At 41.4% G+C, this 17,162-nt stretch carries 15 protein-coding genes; 9 read left to right on the forward strand and 6 right to left on the reverse strand.

The annotated features are described in order from the left end of the window. The 4 genes from QFZ51_RS15950 to QFZ51_RS15965 form a co-directional block, all read right to left on the reverse strand. Positions 1–1,059 carry an efflux RND transporter periplasmic adaptor subunit gene (locus QFZ51_RS15950; RefSeq protein WP_429047111.1) on the reverse strand — a complete coding sequence of 353 codons (1,059 nt, stop codon included), beginning with the start codon at positions 1,057–1,059 and terminating at the stop codon, positions 1–3. A 5-nt stretch (positions 1,060–1,064) separates the two neighbouring features. Then, positions 1,065–2,393, reverse strand: a complete 1,329-nt coding sequence (locus tag QFZ51_RS15955) for a TolC family protein (protein WP_429047113.1) — start codon at positions 2,391–2,393, stop codon at positions 1,065–1,067. Positions 2,394–2,629: 236 nt separating this feature from the next. Continuing rightward, positions 2,630–3,352: a LytR/AlgR family response regulator transcription factor gene (locus QFZ51_RS15960; RefSeq protein ID WP_429047115.1), complete on the reverse strand. Its 723-nt coding sequence runs from the start codon at positions 3,350–3,352 to the stop codon at positions 2,630–2,632. Between the two features lie 96 nt (positions 3,353–3,448). Next, positions 3,449–4,204: a sensor histidine kinase gene (locus QFZ51_RS15965; protein WP_429047118.1), complete on the reverse strand. Its 756-nt coding sequence runs from the start codon at positions 4,202–4,204 to the stop codon at positions 3,449–3,451. Between the two features lie 499 nt (positions 4,205–4,703). Here QFZ51_RS15965 and QFZ51_RS15970 point away from each other — a divergent pair, with 499 nt between their 5' ends. The 4 genes from QFZ51_RS15970 to QFZ51_RS15985 all read left to right on the forward strand — a co-directional run bounded on the left by QFZ51_RS15970 (position 4,704) and on the right by QFZ51_RS15985 (position 9,508). Further along, positions 4,704–7,076 carry a TonB-dependent receptor gene (locus QFZ51_RS15970; protein WP_429047121.1) on the forward strand — a complete coding sequence of 791 codons (2,373 nt, stop codon included), beginning with the start codon at positions 4,704–4,706 and terminating at the stop codon, positions 7,074–7,076. Between the two features lie 16 nt (positions 7,077–7,092). Beyond that, entirely contained in the window at positions 7,093–7,914 is an 822-nt protein-coding gene (locus tag QFZ51_RS15975; protein ID WP_429047123.1) for a DUF4249 domain-containing protein, read from the forward strand. Between the two features lie 84 nt (positions 7,915–7,998). Then, positions 7,999–9,192: a macrolide family glycosyltransferase gene (locus tag QFZ51_RS15980; protein WP_429047125.1), complete on the forward strand. Its 1,194-nt coding sequence runs from the start codon at positions 7,999–8,001 to the stop codon at positions 9,190–9,192. A gap of 112 nt (positions 9,193–9,304) precedes the next feature. Continuing rightward, positions 9,305–9,508, forward strand: a complete 204-nt coding sequence (locus QFZ51_RS15985) for a hypothetical protein (protein WP_429047127.1) — start codon at positions 9,305–9,307, stop codon at positions 9,506–9,508. A 61-nt stretch (positions 9,509–9,569) separates the two neighbouring features. Here the strand turns inward: QFZ51_RS15985 and QFZ51_RS15990 are convergent, their stop codons facing one another. Then, complete coding sequence (locus tag QFZ51_RS15990) at positions 9,570–11,942, reverse strand: TonB-dependent receptor (protein WP_429047129.1); 2,373 nt, start codon at positions 11,940–11,942, stop codon at positions 9,570–9,572. A gap of 109 nt (positions 11,943–12,051) precedes the next feature. On the opposite strand from QFZ51_RS15990, the gene QFZ51_RS15995 reads away from it, so the two are divergent. Beyond that, the gene (locus QFZ51_RS15995; protein WP_429047131.1) at positions 12,052–12,648 is read left to right on the forward strand and encodes a Crp/Fnr family transcriptional regulator; all 597 of its coding nucleotides are present in this window, start codon (positions 12,052–12,054) and stop codon (positions 12,646–12,648) included. 279 nt (positions 12,649–12,927) lie between these two features. Beyond that, entirely contained in the window at positions 12,928–13,458 is a 531-nt protein-coding gene (locus QFZ51_RS16000; RefSeq protein WP_429047133.1) for a hypothetical protein, read from the forward strand. 41 nt (positions 13,459–13,499) lie between these two features. Here QFZ51_RS16000 and QFZ51_RS16005 read toward each other — a convergent pair whose 3' ends face one another. After that, positions 13,500–14,477, reverse strand: coding sequence for a GlxA family transcriptional regulator (locus QFZ51_RS16005; protein WP_429047135.1), 978 nt, complete (start codon positions 14,475–14,477; stop codon positions 13,500–13,502). Between the two features lie 137 nt (positions 14,478–14,614). On the opposite strand from QFZ51_RS16005, the gene QFZ51_RS16010 reads away from it, so the two are divergent. The 3 genes from QFZ51_RS16010 to QFZ51_RS16020 all read left to right on the forward strand — a co-directional run bounded on the left by QFZ51_RS16010 (position 14,615) and on the right by QFZ51_RS16020 (position 17,054). Beyond that, entirely contained in the window at positions 14,615–15,019 is a 405-nt protein-coding gene (locus tag QFZ51_RS16010) for a VOC family protein (protein ID WP_429047136.1), read from the forward strand. A gap of 96 nt (positions 15,020–15,115) precedes the next feature. Next, positions 15,116–15,535, forward strand: coding sequence for a DoxX family protein (locus QFZ51_RS16015; RefSeq protein WP_429047137.1), 420 nt, complete (start codon positions 15,116–15,118; stop codon positions 15,533–15,535). Between the two features lie 415 nt (positions 15,536–15,950). Next, positions 15,951–17,054, forward strand: a complete 1,104-nt coding sequence (locus QFZ51_RS16020; RefSeq protein ID WP_429047140.1) for a glycoside hydrolase family 88/105 protein — start codon at positions 15,951–15,953, stop codon at positions 17,052–17,054. Positions 17,055–17,162 lie beyond the last annotated feature (108 nt).

Genomic DNA, 17,162 nt, shown 5'->3' on the forward strand with positions numbered 1-17,162 from the left:
TTACTTAATAACATTAATCAAGGCACTGTCTTTCAGGTTAACCTGACCAGAAATAACCACCTTATCCTTGTCTTCCAAACCACCCAGTACCTCCAGTTCATCCCCATAATTTCTACCTACGCTGATTTCCCGCCGGATAGCCTTGCCATTTATCACCACATAAACAGCTGCATTAGTAGTGCTTTCGATTAAGGCCTCCCGCGAAACAAGTAATACTTTCCGTTCAGTTTTCTTTGAGAAATCGACATTAACAAATGTACCTGCAAGCAGCGGCATGGATTTATCATTCGGTGCAGTAATCTCAACCTGATAATTGAATGCCTGGTTAGCCTGGGGACTAATGAAAATCACTACGCCGGGAATAATTCTTCCTGGATAAACAGCTGTGGTGATACCAATTTTCTGGCCTTTAGCCACCTTGTAAACTTCATCCTCAGTCAGATTTACCTGTACTTTCAGCAACGACATATTCACTATTGAAGCCACTTCCGTTCCGGCCGCTATGAATATGCCCTGTTCAACCGGTTTGGAAGCAATAATGCCATCATCCGGCGCTTTAATACTCGCATCGGCTATCTGTTTTCGTATCTGTTGAGCAAGATTCAATGCGTCATTATAGCTTTGTTGCATACTCTCCACCTTTTCAAGGGTGACGGCGTTTCCTGCCAACAGTTCCCTGTAATTATTAATATCCCTCTCCAACTTTGCAACATTCGTTTCTGCCTTTTGCAGATCTAGCGCAAGCAACCTGCTATCAACAATAGCGAGTAACTGGCCCTTTCTTACATGGTCGCCCAGGTTGAACATCACTTTCTGTAACTGGCCGCCGGAAGCAGAGAACACCCTGGACGCTCTTAAAGGCGCCAGCGCGCCAGTTTTCACCAGCGGTTCCAGCATAATCTCCGACTTCACATTGGAGGTAGTGACAGGTATACGGATGTCTTCAATCTTAGCAGGCGAATTTTTCTCTGCAATTTTGGTTTTATTGTATGCTAACTTAAACACAATGGCAATTAACATTGCAGTAATAACCAGTATCAATACGATTCTTTTTTTCATCCCAGTTAAAGAGAATTTAAAAATGTTTTCAATGTACCCGCGGCTTTCTCAAGATCAACCCGAGCCTGGTAGTAGTTGTAGATAGCGTTCAGATAATTGTTTTGTGCTGACTTGAGGGAATTCTGGGTAATTAACCAGTCATTCAAATCAGTAGTGCCTTTCTGAAATTGAAGATTTGTTACCTTAAATACTGATTCGGCCAGGTCCATATTTCGTTTATCGTTTTCCATATTGGTCCGGGTTTGGGCAACTTTCGTCCGGGCATTTTCAAATTCAACGCTGAACTTACTCTCGGAAAGCTTCAAACTCTCCTCTGCATTGATCCGATTCAACACAGCCTGCTTATGTCTGGCATTACGTTTATAGAAGTCCAAGATTGGAATTGTAAGTTTTAAGCCGACTGTCGAATATGGCAATAATTCATCATAGGACCCTCTCAATTTTTCGCCAAATCCAACAGCGCCATAACGCACATATCCCGTTAATTTGGGTAGTCCTTCGGCTTTAATGCGAGCCTGTTCTATCTCTAATAATCTGATATTAGCGGATGATATCCGATAGTCAATCCGGGCTGCCGGAGAAAAACGCACCAGCGAATCCTCCGGACCAGCCAGCGGTGCTATAGCATCAACCAGATTAACGGGAAGTTTATCATCAATGGGATATCCCATCTCGAATTTCAATTGATTCTCCGCCAATTGAAAATTACTCTCAGCTACCCTGATCTGTGACATAGTGTTATTGAAATCCACGGACACCTTATCCAGGTCCTTCTGTAATACAACACCTTTAGCCACTTGCAGCCGGTATATATCCATCTGTCGTTCATATGTTTTGCTGTTAAATTCTAACAGCAGAATTTGTTGCCGGTAAACCAGCAATTGAAAAAAGGCAGCGCTAATATTGTAGATAATTGATTCCTGACTCTGTTGAATATTGAGATCCGCCAGTTCCCTATTGAACTTATTTGCTTTAAGCCCTGTCAACAATGACTGATCGTATAATACCTGGTCAAGTTGTGCAACGGCATTCGAGTTAAATTTTTGGGTAAGGGACACCTTGATTTCATTGGGTCCGAGAACTCCAGCTGGAATAACATTTTGCTGCAATTTGAGATTGTTGTCCAACATTGAAGTAAGGCTCACTTTGGGGAGATAATCTGCAAGAACCTCCCTGGCTTTAGCATCGGCAGCTATCTTCTGATTCGCATAAATGCTGGCATTCCGGTTATTTTGCAGACCATACGCTATACAATGCTTCAATGTCCAGCTCTCCTGGGCCTCAGCTTTGACATAGATGCAAAAGATCATTAGCATTAGAAAATTTTTAGCCATACATTCTAACTTATTCCTTCGTCTGTAAAAGGATTTCTGATAAATGATGCTAAAATAGTCCACAGGAGAACGGCTTAAATTCATTTTATACCAAACCGGCTGGTTTTTATACAAAAGGAGATAATAGTAACCAATAGGGTGTTGTGAAGCTATCGTATCGCTAATCGGGAGGGTAAATTTCATCAAGGCTTCTTCTGGCTGAAAGCGCCTTTTGATACAGCAGGGAAATGCGTATGCTACCTGTTCGCAATCTTTTTTGTTACAAATTCATTGAAAAAGAAATCCCTGTAAGTATTTCCGATGGGAATTTCGTTTGTACCTATGTACACTGTGTTATTATCCACAGAATCGATATGCTTAACATTAATGACATAGGATTTGCTTACTCTCACAAACATATCTTTTGGTAATTGATCGTAGATAGTTTTGATATTCATCGCCGTAATTACTTTCTGATTTTCGCTATGCATCACGACATAGTCTTTTAAACCCTGAATAAAAAGTATGTTATTAAAATAGATTTTAAAAATTCTCCGGTCTGCTTTCACAAAGAAAAAGTCGTCTGCTACCTGTTCAATATTGTTATCGGCGTAGTCCGCCTTGAATAATTTGGAGTAGGTGCGGGCTTTCTCAACCGCTTTTTGAAAACGGTCCGATTTTACGGGTTTTATCAGGTAGTCAATCGCATCTACTTCATAGCTGTCGGTAGCAAATTCAGAATAGGCGGTTGTGAAAATCACAAATGTTTCTTTCGGAATGGTTCGGGCAAATTCAATTCCGTTTATTCCCGGCATTTGTATGTCAAGGAAAATTAATTCAACCGTATTGTTTTCTATAAAATTTTTGGCGGCTTCGGGGCTGTTGAACGAACCGATTAAATCTAAATCATCGGTTTGGTCAATCAACATCTCTATGGCTTCTCTTGCGAGTGGTTCATCATCTATAATAATGCAGTTCATAATTTATACGCTTTACTATATAACGAAATTATCGTTTGCGATATTTGAATTTGATCACGTTCATCGCCATCGGCTCGTTATTGATTACTATGCAAGTTATAGCTTTATAGTTAAGGTTACGCAATACCTTTCTGAATCATCTTCGATATTTAAACGATGTGTTGCCGGGAACAAAAGTTCCAGTCTTCGTTTGATATTTGCCAGCCCCAATCCGCCTGTATTATTAACGGATTTAAGCACAGGTTTGGAATTGATACATTTAAAGAAAAGTTCATCGTTTCTAATATCGAAATACAGGTTTACATAAGATGCTTTTGTTGCATCATTGTTGTGCTTTACCGCATTTTCCACAAACGAAATGAACAGCAAAGGAGGGATTTGCACGCCGCTCAGATCTCCCTCTTTTGAAATCAGGAAATCAAAACTATCCCGCCTTACTTTCTCCAAATTTAAAAAATCTTCCAAGAAATGAATATCCGAAGTCAACAACACCTTATCTCTTGCACTGTCATAAAGTTGGTAGCGAAGTAAATCGCTCAACTTCATTAAAACCTGCGAGGCTTTTTCGGGATCTTTCTTTGTCAGAACATTGGCATTGTTGAGCATATTAAATAAAAAATGCGGGTTGATCTGGTTTTTCAATTGTTCCAGTTCTGCATCAGTTTTCGACTGTTTCAGCTCGTAGATCAATTGCTTGTCCATCATTCCCTTCTGAAACAGTTTTATGGAAGATGACGCTGCTAACAGCAGTACAGTAAGGAAGGAAAAAAGTGGAATATTCAGCGCATTTTCTTTATTAATAGGATTAAAAAAATAGCCACAAACAGCCATTACAACCAGGATGATGATCACTGATAAGCAGTATTTGATATTCTTATTCCTGAACAAAAGCTTTGGTACCAGTACGTACATATTTACATAAAATAATATTATAAAATATACAAATATCGCTATCGGGTTGGCAATTACGGAAGCGCTGTTGTACAATACACTACCTATAAAAACAATGAGCAGCAAATGACGGAATATCCTGAGGTCAGGTGAAATCAGGAAACGAAACAGCACGTTTTCGCTAATAAGCTGTTGATGGTTAAAATCATTCATTTATAAAATTGTATATAGCAAACTTAATAATTAAAGTGATGGTTTGATCCTGGTTTTATACGAAAGTGTACGCTTTTTATACGAAATCAGGACGCATTATAAAAACGCATAAGACAAGAAATATGTTTTGTAGTACCCCGGTATACTTTGCTATAAAAGATACCGCGTTTGGTATAATTAAAAAAAGGCGGTTATCCAAAGGGATAGTTTTGTAGCCAATTACAATTGTTAAATCGATTTTTAAAAGATGAGATACAAAATCATTTATACACTGCTGTTTATCGTGATTTCATTCGGGGCTTATTCACAACAGAAGGTCACATTGAGCGGAACAGTTACCATGAAAACAAACACCGAAACAATAATCGGTGCAAGTGTTTTCATCCCTGAAGCAAAAGCCTCGGCAGTTACCAATGCCTATGGCTTTTATTCTATCACGCTGCCGAAAGGAGCATATACAATCGTTATCAGTTGTATAGGATTTGAAAATATTGAGGAACATATCTCTCTGACAGAAAACACCAGAGCAAATTTTTCGATGCTTGAAAAAAGCAGAACTTTAAATGAGGTAGTGATAAAGGACAGGAGTTCAACAAACAACATCCGGAATCCGGAAATGAGTGTGAATAAACTCTCTATTTCCACCATCAAAAAGATGCCGGCAGTGATGGGCGAGGTTGATATTTTGAAAGCTATTCTGCAGCTTCCAGGAGTTTCCATTGCCCAGGAAGGAGCAACCGGCTTTAACGTCAGAGGAGGTTCGGTTGACGGTAATTTGATATTGTTAGATGAAGCCGTTGTTTACAATACTTCACACCTGTTCGGCTTTTTCTCCGTTTTTAATGCTGATGTGATTAAAGATCTGAAATTGTATAAAGGTGGAATACCAGCAAATTTCGGTGGACGTACTTCGTCTGTTCTGGATATTTATCAAAAAGAAGGGAACAACCAGGAATATCACGTAACGGGTGGAATTGGAGCGATTTCGAGCAGATTACTGGCAGAAGGCCCTATTGTAAAAGGTAAAAGTTCGTTCGTGGTTGCTGGTCGTACATCTTATGCTCAATTGTTTATGAAACTGGCAGACAACCCCAATTCTGTTTCTTTTTATGATTTGAATGCGAAACTGAATTATAACATTAATGACAATAACAGGATTTTCCTTTCAGGATATTTCGGTAAGGATAAAATGGATTTCAGTAATTTTTTCAGCAACAATTATGGAAACTCATTCTTTAATCTTCGCTGGAATCATATCTTTTCCGATAAACTTTTTTCCAATGCATCGATCATTTACAGTAAGTACGATTATGGCCTGAAAATAAAGTATGTTGGCATTGATTGGGCATCGGACATCCGTAATTATAATCTGAAATATAATTTTAACCACCGTCTGTCTGATAAGTTGGTTTTGAATTATGGCATCAATTCCATCTACTACCAATTCAATCCCGGCACAATAAAACCCATGGACGCTAAATCGTCTATCAATGCCGACCAGCTTGAAAAAAAATATGCCTGGGAGAATGCGTTGTATATCAGTGCCGAGCAAAAACTCACCGATAAAATATCATTGAATTATGGTCTGCGATATAGCAATTTCATGCGGTTGGGGGAACAGAACGTAAATAATTATGCTAATAATCAGGCAGTGGTTTTCAATCCCGGGTTACAAATTTATGAGGAAGGAACGCCTACCAGTATAACGCATTACAATAAAAACGAAAAGATTGTTGGGTTTGGAAATTTAGAACCTCGTTTGGCAGTTTCTTTTGCCATAAATGACGACCAATCCATTAAGGCGAGTTACAACCGGATGAGCCAGTATATCCACTTAATTTCCAACACAGCTTCCGTTTCTCCACTCGATATCTGGGCGCCGGGCGACCAGTTTTTGAAACCCGAAATTCTTGACCAGGTTGCATTGGGCTATTTCAGAAATTTCAACAATGGAAAATATTCTTTGGAAACAGAAGCCTTTTATAAGAAAATCAAAAATAAAGCGGATTACATTGACGGAGCCGAATTGATCGCCCAAAAAGCCATAGAACAGGTATTGCTAAACGGGGAAGGAAGGGCTTACGGACTTGAGGTGATGCTGAAGAAAAATACCGGAAAACTCACTGGCTGGCTTTCTTATACACTTTCTAAAGCAGAGCAGCGTACACCAGGAAGAAACGCCGGAGAACCTGGCATTAACAACGGCGAATGGTATCGTGCCAACTACGATAAAACACATAATTTTTCGCTTACAGGCGCTTATCAACTGACAAAAAAGTGGAGTTTTGGCGGCATTTTTACCTACCAAACAGGGAAAGCTGCAACTTATCCTATTGGAAAATATGAGTATCAGGGAATTACAATTGGGAACTACGGGGAGCGAAACGCCAATTCGCTTCCGGCTTATCACCATTTGGATTTATCGGCCACCTACACGCCAAAGCCTGACAGCAAAAAAAGGTGGAAAGGTGAATGGGTGTTCAGTATCTACAATGTTTACAGCAGAGGCAACGCCGCATCTATTATGTTCGAGCAAAACAGGGAAACAGGGTTGAGTGAAGCAAAGAGGATATCGATTTTCGGTATCATTCCTGGTGTGACTTACAATTTCAAATTTTGATTCTAATAATTACAAAATGAAAAACATACTTAAATACCTGATTGCTTCATGTTGTTTTTTTCTTCTGTCCTGCACAAAAGTAGTGGAAGTGGATTTGGAAACGGCAGCACCAAAATTGGTAATTGACGCATCGATTGATTGGGTGAAAGGTACAACAGGCAATGAGCAGAAAATTAAACTCTCCACCACAACGGGATATTACAGTGCGAAATTTCCAACAGTTTCCGGAGCCAATATAGTTATAACAAATTCAGCAAATACTGTTTTTAGTTTTATAGAAAATCCCGGTACGGGGGAATATATCTGCTCCAATTTCCATCCGGTTATCGGGGAAAACTATGCATTAAAAGTGGTTTTAAATGGAGAGATTTATACCGCAACCGAAACTTGTATTGGTGTGCCGAATATTGACAATAATATTGTACAGAATGATAAGGGCGGATTTGGGGGTGATGAAGTGGAGATCACCTACTATTACCAGGATAACGGCAATGTGGAAAATTATTATCTGCACCGTATTCAATCACCTGTATCAACGTTTCCGGATTATAAAGCTAAAGACGATGATAACAGTCAAGGTAACCTGATACCGGAATATTTCTCTGACGAAGATCTGAAAGCCGGAGATCCGGTAAACATCCGGCTGTATGGAATTTCCAGGAGATATTATGATTATTTCAGGAAATTGTTAGCAGCATCCGGAGCTGGTAGCGGCCCGTTTCAAACAACGCCAGGTTCGGTGAGAGGAAATATCATCAATCAGACCCATTTCGCAAACTTCGCTTATGGATATTTCAGGTTATCGGAAGTAGACACAAAGGATTATACGATAAAGTAATGAATTGCGTTCACAGACATTGCATGGTAAACGGAAAAGTGTAGATTTGGAAAAGATACCATGTTCACATCGGAATATAAAAATATGGCCACTTACGTTTTTTTCAATATTTCAGCATATGGTCATGTGAACCCAACGCTCCCCATCGTGGCAGAACTAAGTAGACGTGGCCATAAAATTTATTATTTTATTGGCGAATCCTTCACCGGGGCTGTGCAAAAAGCAGGTGGCATCCCGGTCACATTGTCAGGAACTTTACGAAGTCAAAATACACCGCCACCGGGGGATAAAGAGATTGCGCTTTTACCGTTTTTAATGGCGCGTGAATCGCCACGTATAGTGCCGGAAATAGTAGAAAAGTTAAAAAGTATACGCCCTGACTGTATTGTATTTAATACCATGCTGCTTGCAGCCAGACTCGCAGCACGGATATTGCGGTTACCTGCGATCGGCTTCCGGCCATTCCATAGTCCCAGACAATCGCAAAAGATTATCGAAACGTTTACTGCCCCGAATTTCAAACTACTTGCACATACTGCTAATAAAGCGTTTGCAGAAGTTACCACATTGTACCAGATTCCTGATCTTACCCTTCAGGAGCTGTTTTCAGAAGTGCCTGGATTAACGTTGGTATTTCTACCAAAAATATTTCAGGTTAATGCCGCACAATTCGACGAGCGTTTTTTGTTTGTAGGGCCATCCTTTATGGAGCAACCACCAGTCCCATGGCCGATAGCGCAAAGCAGCAAATCACCAGCAATCAGGATCTATATTTCATTGGGTACATTACGAAATAATGAACCTGATTTTTACCGGATGTGTTTCTCTGCTTTTTCAGCACCCGGTTGGAGCGTGGTAATGTCGGTTGGAGATCAGGTTGACTTACATACGCTGGAACCCATTCCCGATAATTTTGATGTAAGGCGCTCTGTTCCTCAGACCGCGCTACTCCCTCATGTGGATGTTTTTGTCACTCACGGCGGCTTAAACAGCACCATGGAAAGCCTGTATTATGGTGTGCCTTTGGTTGTGCTACCATCCATAAAGGAACAGGTAACAACAGCAGAACGTATACGGGATTTGCATCTGGGCCTTATTCTTGATCGTACAGAGTTTACTGCTGAAGCACTTCGTGAGGCTGTCACAATAGTATTCCAAAGTGAATCGATCCGGTATTCTGTACACAATATAAAGGACACAATCCATAGTGCAGGAGGCTATTTGCGTGCTACTGACGCAATTGTTGCATTTCAGCAGGAAGTGCTTCCTCCATGTTGAAGTCCGGCCCCATTATTTATCTGCCAGATGTGCACGCCGTTTGGCTGACTGGGTAAAAAAGGAAGGGGTGTTGATTTATTGTGGTAGGGATAACGAGCCATTTCAATCCATAATGGAATGGTGGAATACCAATGGCATGCATTGCAATGTACCGTCTATGCATCTTTTCGGCTTGCTGGGTATCCATCCGGATTCCAGCAATGGCCAATCTTTTAAAGTAACCGTATATGTATTGCGGCAAAACCTGAAAGAGGTTGTGATGGGAGCCGGAGGAGCGCTCAAACCCCCAGGTATTGATGAGGATAGTTCGAAGTGAAAATCCTTTTAGTGATCGTGTTTTGGGTTTTTGAGACGAAACCCAATCCTGGTCAATTTCATTAAAAAGTAAACCTTACAAACGGCACAGGGAAAAACCCCTGCTGGTAATTGTTTACGACTTGTCCGGTACGGGCGTTCCAATCCTGTCTGAAAATATTATTGTTATTGGTAACGTTTTGCAGGTCCAGCGAAATTTCTAAAGATGATTTTCTGTATTCCTTCCGGTAGGATAGCTTTACATCCGAGCGGAAATAAGCCGATTGCCTTAATGAAAAAGCCTCTTCTTCAATAAACTGTATTTCGCCGTCTGCAATAGATGCTGTAATGTCCACAGGTGAAAGATAGCGACCTCCGACAGCAGAGACCTTCATTGAAATGCTGAAATATCTTTCCCTGTTGAACTTCCATTCCTTGCCTGCAAGAGCATTGATTACATAACCCATATTAAACGCCGTATTTCGCAATACCCTATCGCTTCCCTGGTATTTGGAATCAAACAGGGATGTGGTAAGCAGGTAATAAAGCCCTTTTGAAAAATTCCTTTCAATGGTAAACTCTACACCGAAATTTCTTCCCTTGCCCTGGTTGATAAGACTGTCCCGCAATGTAGGAGTGGCCTCTGCTCCAAGATTGACGGTCGAAAAAGAAGACGGATGACTTTCCACAGGAAGGTCATACAACGACTGGTAATAAAGTTCGGTCTTCAGGTTTGTATTATTGTTTAATTTCCAGTTGTGTGACAACACAGCATGGTTGCTCCTTATAAACCCTAAGGATTCATTTGTATACAAGTGGCCGGAGGGAGTGGATGTTACAACCGTGTAATTTAGCAGGTTGTCCATTTGGCTGTGCATTCCGAAACCGAAGCCTAAAGTATGCCTGTTGTTTATTTTAGCATTTAGCCCTATTCTTGGCTCTATGCTTTGGCTCTGGGAAATATCCAGATATTGGTAGTGCATCCCTGCAATAAATGTCCACACATCGTTCATCCTGTATTTCCATTGAGCATAGCTCTGCAACAGGTCCAAATCGCGTTGACGGTCAGCAATTACCAGGTCGTGCACGCCGGTGTAGATCCGTTTGTTGAGAATGGAGAAGTTGGTATAATCATTGGAAACCCCTGCAATAAAGCTATGCCTTGCATTTAACTTATGATTCAACTGAAAAACAGCAGAATATTTTTGAATGGAGAATTTCCAGTGCCAGTCGGGAGTAGCGATATCGGGTTTTACCGTACTGATAGAATCCCTGTCAAACCATTCGTTCGTACTGCTATAACCGACTGTTATTTTCGCAGTAGTCTTATTGCTGAGCAGATGCTCGTAACTAAGTCCTGTAATGTTGGTTTCGTAATCGGCAAAACGATTGGAGTAGCTATTTCCATAAGCCTGTCCGCCGGGATCATAATCTTTGCCCAGGCTCACAAATGAACTTCTGCCCCAAATACCAAACAAACTCAGGTTTCCTTTCGCCCCGACTGATGAGTGTACTTTATAATTTACATCGTAGTAGTCGGGTTGCCCTCCGCCAGTGCCAAAGTTGAGCCCTAACTGCCGGAATACAGAAAGGGTGGAATATCTGGCATTTACGAGATAGGACGCTTTTTTGCCTTTCCCGGTCGGCCCCTCTGCTCCGGCTTCAAATCCGTTGAAACCTACTTGTCCTACAAATTCATGCTTGTCTTTATTTCCATTTCGCAACCGTAAATCAAAGACGCCTGCAACAGCGTTACCATATTGGGCGGGGAAAGCACCTGATATAAAATCAGACTTGGCTATCAGGTTGTTGTTCAGCATGCTTACAGAACCTCCCATACTGTTCAGCGCACCGAAGTGGTTAGGATTGGGAATGTTAAGACCTTCAAACTGCCACAGCATAGCATTGGGGGAATTGCCCCGTATAATAATGTCATTTCTTGTGTCATTGGTGGATACCACTCCGGCAAAATTTATAGCCATCCGCGCAGGGTCGCCAAAAGAGCCGGCATATCTTTTGGTTTCTTCCATATTGAACGTGCGGACGCTTACCGTAGCCATTTCATTGTTGGGTGATTTCCTGTTAGAAGCGCTAATGACCACTTCATCCAACATCTTAATTTTTTCACGCATTGCCACATTATTAAGTTGAAGTTCTTTCCCTGCGGTGATCAATAAATCGGAAAGAAACAAGGGTTCGTATCCTACAAACGTAATGATAATAGATTGCCTGCCTAAAGGAACTCCCATAAGCCGGAAACTTCCAAGCGAGTCCGAAAACGTATTTATCCCCGGGTAATTTGCCATTTGTATTGTCGCACCACCGATAGGAGCGAACGAGGCCTCGTCAACTAATTTCCCGTTTATAGTTTGGGTTTGGGCTTGTACATTGCTGAAAAAGGCAATGAGGAACACAGCCAATAAAGTGGCCTTATAATAGATTGATTTTGCTGCCATAATTCGCTATATTTATCTCAGGAAATTATTTTGGACAAAAATCCACAACAGGATCTTCCTGTTCATTGATCTGGGTCAATAAAGAAAGTATCCTGGGAAAAACAGTCTATTGAAGCCGGCTAAGTTTATGTTTGAAAATATTCATCAGTATTTTTTGCAATTTTTACCCAACCTTTCTGCCGGGGCGTGGGAGCCTCTTACTGAGCTTTTGGTAGTGAAGTCTTACAAGAAAGGGGAAATTATCAGTGATTTGGGTGCTGTAAACAAATGGGTGTCCTTTATTGAGAAGGGGGCGGTGATCGCATTTGATTTGTCTGACCGGAAGAAGACCGTCTACGAGTTCTTTTTTGAGCATCAATTTACTGGAGATTATGAAAGTTTTTTGACGTCCCGTCCTGCTAATTATGGAATAGAAGCCCTGGAAGATTGTGAATTGTATCATCTTCATTTCAACAGCCTGCAAAAGCTGTATGAAAGATTTCCTGAGTATGAACGCATTGGCAGGCTCATTGCAGAAGCCCAGTTTTTGCGTGTTACCCAAAAAAACGCCAGGTTGATGGGAGAAAAGCCCGAAGAGCGGTATTTGAATCTTATAAAAGAAAGGGAAGAGTTGATTCAAAGAGTACCGCAGTATTACGTGGCATCTTATCTTGGAGTTACGCCCGAAGCATTAAGCCGGATCAGGAAAAGGCTGGTTTCAAAATAGTTGAAACACCATGGTGGATAATGGAGACATTGGTTGGAAGAAAATTAAGAAGGGTCCCCTCCATGTTTTGCAAACACAACTTAATCCAATAGGAATAGCGGCTTTATTTCATTGTTAATAATTTTTGTGCTGATTTCTGATGGAAACTATCAATACTAATTAAGTCTGCCATAAGAAAGTTCGAATTGTGTCCGTTTTTTCTAACTTACCACTACAATTGAAGGCTTAGAACCAAAGAACAGGTTTACTGTTAAATACTTACCTTGTTATGAACAATATATGGAAACAATAATCATTGCAGAACGCAAGAGAAAATATATAGCAGATTTGATCATTTTTGCTATATTATTGGCTGGAGGACTGATTTCTATTATACAATATTCAGCTTCATTACCATCCATTATTTTTATCGTCTCATTAATCATCCCTTCAGTTGGAATAGTGAAATATTTATGGGATGTACCATCACAAATAAAACTATCAGAAGACGAGATGGTCATATACTATGGCAGAAGTATTTTAGAGGATGTAGATGCGCGAGGCAGCTTTGCCTTTCCATCAATTGTAAAACTTAAATGGGGAAATATCGCAGACTTTGATGTAAAATCCTATACGTACTGCATCCCGGATAACGGTGGTGATAGAGGAGCCATCACAACGAACTATGAGTATCTTATCATAACCCTTAGTAATATAGATAACCTGAACCCAAACAGCAACCAGAGGTACACAGTCGTATTAAATCACTTTGAAAAGACACCGGAGGAAATTCTTGCCATTTGTAAACAATTTCAAATGGAATGGTCCTGATCCTGTACCGTGCGTTTTCCATTCCTAATATCAACCCACATCTATACTTCTGCAGTAACCTTAGCATATTTGTTCCTGTATTCTATAGGCGTTAGGCCGGTTACTTTTTTAAATGCATCCCGGAAAGCTCTGGTATCGGTGTACCCTACATCAAACATTACTTCGCTCACATTTTTCCGGGAAGCCTCAAAGAAGCGCTTAGCGGCCTCTACGCGTACTCTTTGTATATATTCCAAAGGAGTATTGCTTGTTGCCTGCCTGAACCTTCGCTCGAAGGTCCTTCTCCCGGAATTAACTATGGCCGCTAACTCGTCTATCGACATTTTCTCGTTGTAATTCATCTCGATGTAATCCTGGACCTTCATGATTTCTTCATCGGCATGTTTCTTTTGCCCCTTAAACACTGTAAATACGGCCTGGCTGCTGCGGCCAATATCTAAGGCGAAGCTCTTTGAAATTAATACGGCCGTTTCCCTGTCGGAAAATTCCTCAATCAGGTATAGGACCAAATTCCAAAGGCTGCTGGCACCTCCGCTACTATATATGTTTCCTACTTCAGTAATAATAGCGCCATCCACTACCTCAATTCCAGGGTACCGCGCTCTGAACTCGTCAAGGTAGGCCCAATGTGTAGAGCACTTTTTGCCGTTCAACAACCCGGTCTCAGCCAGCAGGAAAGCGCCTAAACACAAGCTGGCAACGCTACAGCCCTTTTCATACAATTTCCTGATGTGTGGAATGGCGTCAGCATTTATTTCTATTCCGTCAGCAATATTGCCATATACAGGAGGAATTATTAATAAATCGGTTTTACTCACATCCCGGAGCAAGCGGTCGGTCCTTATCGTGTATTCACCGTCGTTTGCCGAAACAAACGGGGTAAGGCCAACATATTCAACCTCAAATATCGCCTCTTTTCCCAGGGCCATAAGAAAATCATTGGCTGTCTTAAAAGCACGGTAGGGTGGCGTTACCGCTTCTATTACGCCCTTCTCTGGTGCAAAAACTGATATTAACATAGACGTTGTAAGATTAAAAGTAAAGATAATACATCCCTGTCATTTTCACCCCCCTAATTTGACGCATTTATGTATCCTCAGTCCCATGTATTTAGACCACCTTTGTTTCATCGAACTAACAATTAAAATTATACATCATGGCAAAGAAAATCTTTATCAATCTACCGGTAACTGACCTTAAAAAGGCAATGGAATTCTATACCAAAATTGGCTTTACCAACAATCCGGATTTTACGGACGACACTGCCGCCTGTATGGTACTAAGTGAAGAAATTTATACGATGCTATTGACCCATGACAAGTTCTCGCAGTTTACAAGCAAAAAAATCATTGACACTAAAACAGACATTGGTGTGATCAACTCCATTTCAGTCGACAGCCTGGAGGAAGTAAATGCCATGGCAGATGCTGCCTTAAGTGCCGGTGGAAGCGAGCCCAATTCGCCAAAGGACTACGGCTTTATGCAGCAAAGAAGCTTTAGCGATCAGGATGGTAACCATTGGGAGGTATTATATATGGATATGAGCAAGTTCCCCGGTTAACCATGATGTAGGCCGAAATCCCAGCCCGTTGGTTAACGTCGTTGACATGTACTATATCAGTTTGATATTAAGTGTTCAAAAATAAATTATACAAAAATGAAAAAGGCTAAAATTATTTTTTGGGTGTCAACTGTTTTTATATTCCTGTTTGAAGGTATCATGCCCATCAGTACCTTATTGTTTGCACCACAGTATACCAATGCAGGAACGAAGCCACTTGGTTATCCTGACTATTTTGCAGTTGCGCTGATCATTCTGAAATTTTCAGGCGCATTAGCTATATTGTTGCCCCCGATCCCGGACCGGTTAAAGGAATGGGCCTATGCGGGACTTACGTTCAACCTGGTATTCGCTATCATCAGTCATGCCGTTGTAGATGGGAACATAGGGTTTATACTACTGCCTGTGGGTGTGATGGCTGTGCTGGCGCTATCTTATTTTAACAGAAATAAAATGCAGATCGCTATGAGCGAAAAAAAGGAGGATGGTGTGGTAATGCGGGGAAGCATAGCTTAAAAAGAATGTTCCCCTAAAGCCATGCAGAAGTAAGTTCGAATTTTGTACGGTAGTCAGGGCGACAAAGAAGGAGCTGTCTCATAAATAAATGAGGCAGCTTCTTTTTATTTTATCCACGTTCTTCATACGGGACAGAAAAACGCCCTGAATCTATCTTTTGCTAAGTAATCCATTGGTTATAAATATTCCTGCCATCCACGGCTGTTGCCTTACATTCCCGCTATTCTTCCTCACGCCGGTTTTTAGGATCAATTCGACAAAAAACTGAACAAAATTTAAAAGAGATATTTCATTTCTTCGCACGATCTCAGAACTGAAATATACCAGCAGCATACACTGGATGAAGTATGAGGCGGTCGTTCAAAGCATTGGAAATAATCACTAAAATTTAAATAAGTTCTACAAAAAAAGCGTTATGAGTAAATTATTTTTATCGTTGCTGGCAATGATATCTTTTCAGTTTTTGTTTGCCCAGCAGGATCATCTGACCAAATTTCCAAAGGGAGCTACACCTGGCGAGGTGGGCAAACGATTGGCCTATCACTTCGTGGACGGCAGGCATGAACTCTATGCAGGAAGGTACATTCACTATGCCGAAGTTTGTACCTGGAATGGCGCCTTGGACTACGCTATAAAAACAAAAGACCAAAAGCTGATCAGGCTTTTACAGGATAAATTTGAGCCCTTCTTCTCCCGGGAGAAAGTATTACTGCCTCCCATGAATCACGTGGACTACAATATGTTTGGCAGCGTTGCGCTGAAACTTTATCAGGTAACAAAAGACGAACGCTATAAGAAAATCGGACTGGCCTACGCCGATACGCAGTGGGAAGTGCCAAAGAATGCGAATCCGGAAGAAAAAGCCTGGGCGGATAAAGGATATTCGTGGCAAACCCGTTTGTGGATCGATGATATGTATATGATTACTGTTGTGCAAAATGAAGCCTATAAAGTAACCGGCGACCGCAAATATATTGACAGGGCGGCAAAGGAAATGGTACGCTACCTGGATGAGCTGCAACGCCCGAACGGGCTTTTCTATCATGCTCCGGATGTTCCATATTACTGGGCAAGAGGAGCTGGCTGGATGGCAGTAGGTATGCCCGATCTGCTTCGTGAGTTGCCTAAAGATCACAAAGACCGCCCACGCATTATGGAAGGGTATCTTACCATGATGAAAAGTCTGAAGGAGCACCAAAGGCCCAATGGAATGTGGAACCAGCTTATTGATGAAGCAGATTTCTGGCCGGAAACATCCGGCACCGCTATGTTCACGTATGCTTTTATTACAGGCGTTAAGCAAGGATGGCTGGATGCGGCGGAGTACGCTCCGGCAGCGCGAAAAGCATGGACAGCTATGGTTTCGTATATCGATGAACGTAATAATGTGACCGAAGTTTGCGTTGGCACGGGCAAAAAGAATGATAAACAGTATTACCACGATCGCCCACGTAATGCAGGTGACCTTCACGGCCAAGCACCCTATCTCTGGTGCGCAGCTGCACTTTTAGGAAAATAGTTGGAGAGTTTTATAACTGCCGTTGGCGTCATGCCCCTGCACAGGGGCATGACGCCAACGGCTTATCCTGAAAAGCTGTTTCCGCGCACCTGTGATTTAACACCTCCC

The sequence above is a fragment of the Chitinophaga sp. W3I9 genome, from assembly GCF_050434025.1.
GTDB lineage: Bacteria > Bacteroidota > Bacteroidia > Chitinophagales > Chitinophagaceae > Chitinophaga.

Coding starts and splice junctions, on each gene's coding strand:
- QFZ51_RS15950 (WP_429047111.1), bottom strand. CDS start 1,059: ATGAAAAAAAGAATCGTATTGATACTGGTTATTACTGCAATGTTAATT.
- QFZ51_RS15955 (WP_429047113.1), bottom strand. CDS start 2,393: ATGGCTAAAAATTTTCTAATGCTAATGATCTTTTGCATCTATGTCAAA.
- QFZ51_RS15960 (WP_429047115.1), bottom strand. CDS start 3,352: ATGAACTGCATTATTATAGATGATGAACCACTCGCAAGAGAAGCCATA.
- QFZ51_RS15970 (WP_429047121.1), top strand. CDS start 4,704: ATGAGATACAAAATCATTTATACACTGCTGTTTATCGTGATTTCATTC.
- QFZ51_RS15975 (WP_429047123.1), top strand. CDS start 7,093: ATGAAAAACATACTTAAATACCTGATTGCTTCATGTTGTTTTTTTCTT.
- QFZ51_RS15980 (WP_429047125.1), top strand. CDS start 7,999: ATGGCCACTTACGTTTTTTTCAATATTTCAGCATATGGTCATGTGAAC.
- QFZ51_RS15985 (WP_429047127.1), top strand. CDS start 9,305: ATGGAATGGTGGAATACCAATGGCATGCATTGCAATGTACCGTCTATG.
- QFZ51_RS15990 (WP_429047129.1), bottom strand. CDS start 11,942: ATGGCAGCAAAATCAATCTATTATAAGGCCACTTTATTGGCTGTGTTC.
- QFZ51_RS16000 (WP_429047133.1), top strand. CDS start 12,928: ATGGAAACAATAATCATTGCAGAACGCAAGAGAAAATATATAGCAGAT.
- QFZ51_RS16005 (WP_429047135.1), bottom strand. CDS start 14,477: ATGTTAATATCAGTTTTTGCACCAGAGAAGGGCGTAATAGAAGCGGTA.
- QFZ51_RS16010 (WP_429047136.1), top strand. CDS start 14,615: ATGGCAAAGAAAATCTTTATCAATCTACCGGTAACTGACCTTAAAAAG.
- QFZ51_RS16015 (WP_429047137.1), top strand. CDS start 15,116: ATGAAAAAGGCTAAAATTATTTTTTGGGTGTCAACTGTTTTTATATTC.
- QFZ51_RS16020 (WP_429047140.1), top strand. CDS start 15,951: ATGAGTAAATTATTTTTATCGTTGCTGGCAATGATATCTTTTCAGTTT.